The 6893-nt window shown below is 75.2% G+C and carries 8 protein-coding genes; 2 read left to right on the top strand and 6 right to left on the bottom strand.

Annotated elements, in window-relative coordinates:
* Positions 1 to 347 (top strand): carbohydrate-binding protein (locus tag ACZ7C5_RS31330; protein WP_470323964.1); only part of this gene is annotated, 347 nt, incomplete at its 5' end.
* 202 nt (positions 348 to 549) lie between these two features.
* Here ACZ7C5_RS31330 and ACZ7C5_RS31325 read toward each other — a convergent pair.
* Positions 550 to 1506 (bottom strand): NmrA family NAD(P)-binding protein, encoded by a 957-nt coding sequence (locus ACZ7C5_RS31325; RefSeq protein WP_401092328.1) that lies wholly within the window; start codon positions 1504 to 1506, stop codon positions 550 to 552.
* A 109-nt stretch (positions 1507 to 1615) separates the two neighbouring features.
* On the opposite strand from ACZ7C5_RS31325, the gene ACZ7C5_RS31320 reads away from it, so the two are divergent.
* Complete coding sequence (locus ACZ7C5_RS31320) at positions 1616 to 2350, top strand: TetR/AcrR family transcriptional regulator (protein ID WP_401092327.1); 735 nt, start codon at positions 1616 to 1618, stop codon at positions 2348 to 2350.
* A gap of 87 nt (positions 2351 to 2437) precedes the next feature.
* Here ACZ7C5_RS31320 and ACZ7C5_RS31315 read toward each other — a convergent pair whose 3' ends face one another.
* The 5 genes from ACZ7C5_RS31315 to ACZ7C5_RS31295 all read right to left on the bottom strand — a co-directional run bounded on the left by ACZ7C5_RS31315 (position 2438) and on the right by ACZ7C5_RS31295 (position 6859).
* The gene (locus ACZ7C5_RS31315) at positions 2438 to 3220 is read right to left on the bottom strand and encodes an MHYT domain-containing protein (protein ID WP_401092326.1); all 783 of its coding nucleotides are present in this window, start codon (positions 3218 to 3220) and stop codon (positions 2438 to 2440) included.
* 573 nt (positions 3221 to 3793) lie between these two features.
* Positions 3794 to 4051, bottom strand: a complete 258-nt coding sequence (locus ACZ7C5_RS31310) for a hypothetical protein (protein ID WP_188299243.1) — start codon at positions 4049 to 4051, stop codon at positions 3794 to 3796.
* A gap of 140 nt (positions 4052 to 4191) precedes the next feature.
* Complete coding sequence (locus ACZ7C5_RS31305) at positions 4192 to 5124, bottom strand: class I SAM-dependent methyltransferase (RefSeq protein ID WP_470323963.1); 933 nt, start codon at positions 5122 to 5124, stop codon at positions 4192 to 4194.
* Positions 5112 to 5768, bottom strand: a complete 657-nt coding sequence (locus ACZ7C5_RS31300; RefSeq protein WP_470323962.1) for a cysteine hydrolase family protein — start codon at positions 5766 to 5768, stop codon at positions 5112 to 5114. The genes ACZ7C5_RS31305 and ACZ7C5_RS31300 overlap by 13 nt, the downstream gene beginning before the upstream one ends.
* A complete protein-coding gene (locus ACZ7C5_RS31295) occupies positions 5765 to 6859 on the bottom strand; it encodes an isocitrate/isopropylmalate family dehydrogenase (RefSeq protein ID WP_401092322.1) in 1095 nt (364 codons plus the stop codon). The genes ACZ7C5_RS31300 and ACZ7C5_RS31295 overlap by 4 nt, the downstream gene beginning before the upstream one ends.
* Positions 6860 to 6893: the final 34 nt, after the last annotated feature.

The raw sequence follows: 6893 nt of genomic DNA, 5'->3' as shown, positions 1-6893 counted from the left end.
TGACCGCCTCCGGCCTCCCCGCCGGCGTCACCGCCACCTTCAACCCCACCTCGGTGCAGGCCGGTTCGTCCTCCACCCTGACCCTGTCGGCCTCCTCGACGGCCGCGGGCGGCACCTACCAGATCACCGTCACCGGCACCGCCGGCACCACCACCCACACCGCCCAGTACAGCCTGACGGTCGGCAAGGACACGCCGAACCCCGGCGGCACCTGGGCGGCCGGCACCACCTACAAGGCGGGCGACACCGTGACCTACAACGGAGTCAGCTACCGCTGCCTCCAGGGCCACACCGCCATGGCCGGCTGGGAGCCGCCGAACGTCCCGGCGCTCTGGCAGGCCGTGTGACCCCGGCGTCCTGACGCCCACCGAACCACCGCACGCCACTGAACCACCGCACGCCCACTGAACCGCTGCGCCGCGGCCCGTCGAGGGGGACGGACCGCGGCGCAGCCGTGCGTGCGGCGCGGGGCCGGCCCGGCGGGGGCCCGGGAGCAGCGGAACCCCGCCGGGAGACACCGCCCGCCGGACGCCTGCCGGATCGGCCGGTTCAGCCGGAGCGGCCGGGCGCGGCCTGCCGCGGGACGCCGGACAGCCGGTCGCGCAGCGCGGCGGCACCACCCTCGGAGAGCCAGTCGGCCAGCGTGCGCAGTCCCGGGTGGACCACCCGCAGCGCCTCGATGTCGGCGTGCCAGCGCCGGCCGGCGATCCACTCCCGCCGGACCTCGGCGACCTCCGGGCTCAACGCGGTGGCCTCGTCGTGGGTGAGCTGCTCGTAGCGCAGCGCCGTTCCGGTCGCGGCGCCGATCGCTGCGACTGCCTCGGCCGGGGTCGGCGCGTCACCGGCCAGCTCCAGGGTCCGTCCGGCGAACCGGTCCGGCTGCTCGAAGGCCAGGGCCGCGAACTCGGCGATGTCCTCCAAGGCGATGATCTGGACGGGCTCGTCCGGTGGGAAGACGTGCCGGTGGACGCCGTCGACGAACCCTTCGAAGCCCAGGCCGGGCACCCCCAGGTAGTTCGTCATGAACCGCACCGGGCGCAGCACCGTCACAAGCGGGACGCGCTCGCGCAGGTACCGTTCGACGCGCCGCTTCCCCGGGACCGCGAACGTCTCGCCGGGGGTCGAGGCGACCCCGGTGAACACCACGTGGCGGACCCCCGCGGCCACCGCCGCGTCGGCCAGGACCCGGCCACGGGCGAACTCCAGGTCCGGGTCGCTGCCTGTCGGCCCGTAGGCGACCGGCGGCACGGCGAACAGCCCAGTGGCGCCGGCCAGGGCCGGCCCGAGACCTGACGGCTCGTCGAGGTCCGCGACGGCCAGTTCGGCTCCTGCCCGCGCGAGCGCCGCGGCGGCGGGCGCTGACGCGTCCCGCACCAGCGCGCGCACCGGCACACCGCCGGCCAGCAGCCGGCGCGCCGTCGCACCGCCCTGCTTGCCGGTGGCGCCGGTCACGGCGACGGGACCCCGTACCGTGCCGGTTGCGGAACGGATGGGCTCGGTGGCCATGTCGTCCTCCCATTCCCCCGGGGAGCGGATGCGATGGAAGATGTGGTGAACCCGGGGATCCGGAACACTCCAACCCGGCCGGGACGAGGCACACAAGGGGTTCCGTGACATGACCGCAGTGACCGGCGGCGACCGCGCCGACGCCCGCCGCAACCGGGCCAGGGTGCTGTCCGCCGCGGACGAGGCACTGGCCGAGCACGGGCTGGACGTCCCGCTCGGCGAGATCGCGCGCCGGGCCGGCCTCGGCGCCGGCACCGTGTACCGGCACTTCCCGAGCAAGCAGGCCCTCCTGGAGGCGGTGTTCGCCCGACACCTGGACGACCTGGTCGTCTCCGGCGAGCGGCGGACCGCCCGGTCCGCGCCCACCGAGGCCTTCTTCGGGTTCCTGCTGGACGTCATCGAGACGTCCCACCGCCACACGTACCTGTGCGAGGTCGTGGCCGCCGAGGAGAGCTGGCCGCGCCCGCTGCTCACGGCGTCCGTGCTGCGCTTCCGTCAGGTCCTGACGGCGCTGCTGCACGCGGCGCAGCGGGCCGGCGGCGTCCGCGCCGACATCGGCCCCGACGACGTCTCCGCCCTCACCGCCGGGTGCGCCTCGACGCTTGCCGCGCGCCGCGACCGCCCGGCCGGCCGCAGGCTCGTGCAGCTGACCCTGGACGGCCTGCGGCCCGCCCCCGCCGTCACGGAACAGCGCGCCTTCCGTGACGGCGGCGTCGGCAGGGGAGACGCCGGGTGCTGCGTGGAGTGCGGGGCCGCGCTCACGGTCCGGCCCACCGGCCGCCCGGTGCGCTACTGCGGTGCCACCTGCCGGCAGCGGGCCCACCGCCGGCGCCTGGCGGGCTGACCCCGGCCCCGCGGCGAGGCGAGGCGGGCGGCGGCGCCCGGGGTGGGTCGTTCCCGGCCGCCGCGCACGGCGTGGCGGCCGGCCCGGTCAGCCGCGGTCGAAGAGCTTGACGCGCAGGGGCTCCCGGGCCGGCGCGGGGGTCTGCTCCTGCGGGGAGAGGGTCAGGACGAATCCGCCGATCGAGATGACGGCCATGATGGCGACGGCGAGCGGGACGATGAACTGGGAGGCGGGCAGGCCCCCGGGCGGGACGCGGTCGTCCAACTCCACGGAGACGGCGGCCATCCCGGTGTAGTGCATCGCGGTGACGGCGACCCCGGCGATCAGGGAGGCGGCCAGCGAGGCGCCGAATCCGGTGATGTTGAGGGTCATCCACAGCGCCGCGGTGGCGGCGGCCACGGCGATGGCGACGGAGAGGGCCACCAGCGCCGGGTCGTAGGAGACCTTGCCCTGGACCTGCATGGCGGCCATGCCGACGTAGTGCATGGCCGCGACCCCGAGACCGGTGACGGTGCCGCCGATCAGCAGGGAGGCCACCGTCCTGCGCCGGTAGCCGACGTAGAGGACGCCGGCGCCGACGACCAGGATGGCCAGCAGCAGGCTGCCGAGGGTCTCGGGGACGCGGTAGACGATGGCCGAGCCGGTGACGGCGAAGCCCATCATCGCCATGAAGTGCATGGTCCAGATGCCGCAGCCGAGTTCGACCGCGGACAGGACCAGCCACCCCAGCCGGCGGGCCGGTGGCAGGGTCAGGGCCCGTACGGTGCAGCGCAGCCCGAGCGCCGCTCCGGTACAGGCGATGAGGTAGGACAGGGCCGGGTTGACCCAGCCGTAGGCGAAGCCGTCGATGTGGGCGGTGTGGGGATGCATGGCCACCTGAGGTGCGTTCTTGCGTAGGGGAGGGCGGAGGCGCTCGTCTGCCCGGGGCGGGCCGGTGACTGCGGGTTCGCCATTCCGGCCGGGAACAGGATTCGATTCCCGGAGGATCGTATAGCGATCACCAGGTTCCGTGAAATCGACGGCCGGGTGAATTGACGAGGGTGGGTCGCGCTCGAATCCCTCGGCGGGGGCGGCCGAATGGATACTCCAGGTAGTCGCCCGATCGGGTACGCCGCCGCGCAGGGCGGCAGAGTGAATGATCAACATTACTCTAAGTAATGTAAATTGTGCGCTGGGTATGTCATTTCCCTTTTTGGAAAACCCTTTGAGTAATTCCCTCCGAACGGCGGGGGCCGCCCCCGTCGAATGGCGGGGGCGGCCGAAAGCGGCGCGGAATTGAACCGTTGCCGGACCTGTGCGGGCACGTCGACGAACACGGCCGGGGATTCTCGAAGGCCGCGGAGCCGGGCCGAAGGGCCGAAGCGCGGACCCGGCCACGCGCGGGGGCGCGTGGCCGGGAGGGTGGGCGTCCGGCCGGGCGGGGCCCGGGTGGCGGCTGTCCGGCTACCGGCCGGCGGCGGCCCGGGTGATGACGGCCTGGAGGCGGGAGTGGACGGCTTCGGCGGCCTCGCGGGTGACCGGGTCCTCGCTGTCCAGCTGGGGGGCGATCAGTTCGGCGGCGGCCACCAGGAGCGGCAGCGGCACCTCCGCGGTGCGCAGGTGGAGGAGCTGGGACGCGGCCCGCTCGCCGGGCGTGGTCGGGGCGGGGGCGCTGGGGATCAGGGCGGTGAGGCCCCGGGGGAGCGGCTGAGTGCTGGTCACCCGGCCATTCTCCCGTGTCCGCTCCGGTGGCGGTCACCTCGCCCGGCGCGGCGCCGGTCCGCCGGACTCCGAGGACCGGTGACCCCGCGGCGTGCCGCGGGAGTGCACCGGTCCGTTCCGGCGGGTCGCTACCGGGCCCGCTACCGGGCCCGCTGACCCGCGAAGATCCAGCGGTTGGCCGCCAGGGCGTCGTCCGGCTCCGGCCTCGGGCCGCGGCCGTGCAGGGCGGTGAAGTCGTACGGGGTGTGCACGGCCACCGTCCAGCCCCGGCGGGCGAGTTCGGCGGCGGAGTCCGGGCGGGGGCCGGCGTCGAAGAGGGCGCGCAGGTCGATGCCGAGCCGCTGCCGGGCTGCGACGTACACCGGTGCCGTCCGGACCGCCGGCGGTTCGGCGGCCACGTCCTTGATCTCGTAGGCCAGGGTGCTGCCGGGCGCGCTGAGCCGGTGCACGGTGGACACCAGCCGCCGCTCGGCCTCGGCGGGGAGGTAGAGCAGCAGCCCCTCGGCGAGCCACGCGGTCGGTGCCGCCGGGTCGAACCCGTCCGCCAGCAGCGGCCCGGCCCAGTCGTCGCGCAGGTCGGCGGCCAGCGGGCGGCGCTCGGTGGCGGGCGTGGCGCCGGCCGCGTCGAGGACCGCTCGTTTGAAGGCCAGCACCTGCTCGGTGTCGATCTCGTGGACGACGCAGCCGGGCGGCCAGTCGAGCCGGTACGCCCGGGAGTCCAGGCCCGCGCCCAGCACGACGACCTGGCGGGTGCCGGCCCGGGCGGCGGCCAGCAGGTGGTCGTCCAGGACGCGGGTGCGCAGCCCGAAGTAGCGTCCGAGGCGGCCCCACAGCGGATCGGCGTCCCCGCCCGGGACCTGGCCGGGACGCACCGGCCAGTGGGCGGAGTCGGGGCAGGCACGGACGAAGTGCTCGGCGAGTGGGTCGCGGGCCAGCGCGTCGGGGCGGTGGGTCTCGATGGCGCGGGCGGCCGCGACCAGCAGGGCGGTACGGCCCACCCCGGAGGCGACGCCGTCCCGAAGCCTGACGCCACCCCGTACCGGGGCGCCGCCCTGTCCGGCTACGGCGTGCACGGTTCCTCCGTCCCGGACGCGGACGCGGGCACCGGCACGGGCTCGGGCACCGTCCACGCCCCCGGGTCGTCACCGGTGGTGGTGCGGGCGCCGTACAGCACGCGCATGAACCGCAGGACGTCGTCGTAGGGCAGGTGCAGGGAGGTGGTGCAGTCCGTCAGGACGGTGATGTGGAAGCCCTTCTGGAAGGCGGTGCGGGCGGTGGAGTCCACGCAGACGTCGGCGTAGAGCCCGGCGAACACGAGGTGCCCGGTGCCGCCCGCGCGCAGGTGTGCCTCCAGACCCTGGCCTTCGTCGAGGAAGGCGTCGAAGCGGGCCCGTTTGGTGAAGACCCGCTCGTCCGGCTCCGGGGCCACGCCGTGGAACCGCGCTCCCCAGGTGCCCTCCAGGCACTTCGGACGCTTGCCCAGGCGCAGGTCCCGGCCCCGCCAGGCCTCGCCCTGGTGGACGGCGTCGCCGAGGAAGCGGACGAACACCACCTCCACCCCCGCGTGCCGGGCCCGGTCCACCGCGCTGACGGTGTTGGCGACCACGGTGTCCAGGACGGCGGGGGAGCCGCCGAAGCGGGCCGTGGCCACCTGGCCGGTGCAGAAGTCGTTCTGCAGGTCCACCACCAGCAGGGCTGTTCCCGCCCGGCCGGTCACGGCTCGCCCACCAGGGCCGCGGGACCGCCGGCGCGGGCCGGTTCGGCCGGGTCGAGGGCACCGACCAGCGCGTCGACCACGGCGGTGGTGGAGTGCCGGCCGCCGAGGTCGGGGGTGCGCACGCCCCGCGCGTCGAGGACGGCCAGGGCGGCCTCGACCGCGCCGACGGCGCCGGGGACACCGGCGTGCCGCTCGGCGACGAGGGCCGCCGCCCGGACGGTGGCCACCGGGTTGACCAGGTCGCGCCCGGCCAGGTCGTCGGCGGAGCCGTGCACAGTCTGGTACTCGACCAGCCCGGCCGCGGCGGGGCCCAGGCACACGTTCTCCGTGCAGCGGTTCTCCTGCCGCTCGGAGCCGAAACGATCCAGCAGGACCACGTGCATGATGTCCGCCCACTCGTTCCCGGCGATCAGCAGGGTGCGGTCCGGCAGGCCGTGGGCGATGAGGTTGCGGTTGACGGTGTCGGGCTGGAACACCTCGATCCGTACGCCCAGCCGCTCGGCGATGTCGGTGACCCAGGTGTCGAACGCCCCGTCCAGGAGGTGGAACTTGTAGGCCATGACGATGCGGTCGATCCGCCCGTCGGGCCACTCGCGGCGGGCCCGTTCCAGGGCGTGGCGGACGACGGCCTCGGTGGTCTCCCGGCTGAAGGCCAGGGTGCGGGTGATCTCGCCGGGGGTGTGGAGGTTCTCGCCGGTGTAGAAGCCCTGGGCCTGGTCGCGGACGAGCAGCAGGGACGTTTCGCCGGACCGCAGCAGGTCCACCTTGACGGCGCGCAGCCGGCGGCGCACCAGGTACAGGGACTGGGCGTTGATCGCGGTGCGGAAGACGGCCGTGGTGCCGGCGGCGGCCAGGTCGCGGCAGAACCGCTCGTAGTGCTCGGCGTCCTGCCCGGTCAGCTCCTGGATCCGGGCCGGGCCGCCTTCCGTACGCAGCGAGACGTAGGAGTGGTAGCGGCGCGGGGAGCGGACGATCCGTACCCCGAGGGGATGGGTGGCGGTGAGCGCCCGCAGGACGCGCTCGAAGACGGCGGCGAGTTCGGGGCCGGTGCCCCGGCCCACCGCCAGTCCGACCGCGGGCCGCCCTGTCACGGGCTGCCCCGCCGCGGGCCGGCCGGGTGCCGGC

The sequence above is a fragment of the Kitasatospora sp. NPDC036993 genome (genome assembly GCF_055607525.1).
Note: the sequence above shows the minus strand (reverse complement) of the source record. Positions and strands in the feature narration are given on the sequence as shown.

Coding starts and splice junctions, on each gene's coding strand:
- ACZ7C5_RS31320 (WP_401092327.1), top strand. CDS start 1,616: ATGACCGCAGTGACCGGCGGCGACCGCGCCGACGCCCGCCGCAACCGG.
- ACZ7C5_RS31325 (WP_401092328.1), bottom strand. CDS start 1,506: ATGGCCACCGAGCCCATCCGTTCCGCAACCGGCACGGTACGGGGTCCC.
- ACZ7C5_RS31315 (WP_401092326.1), bottom strand. CDS start 3,220: ATGCATCCCCACACCGCCCACATCGACGGCTTCGCCTACGGCTGGGTC.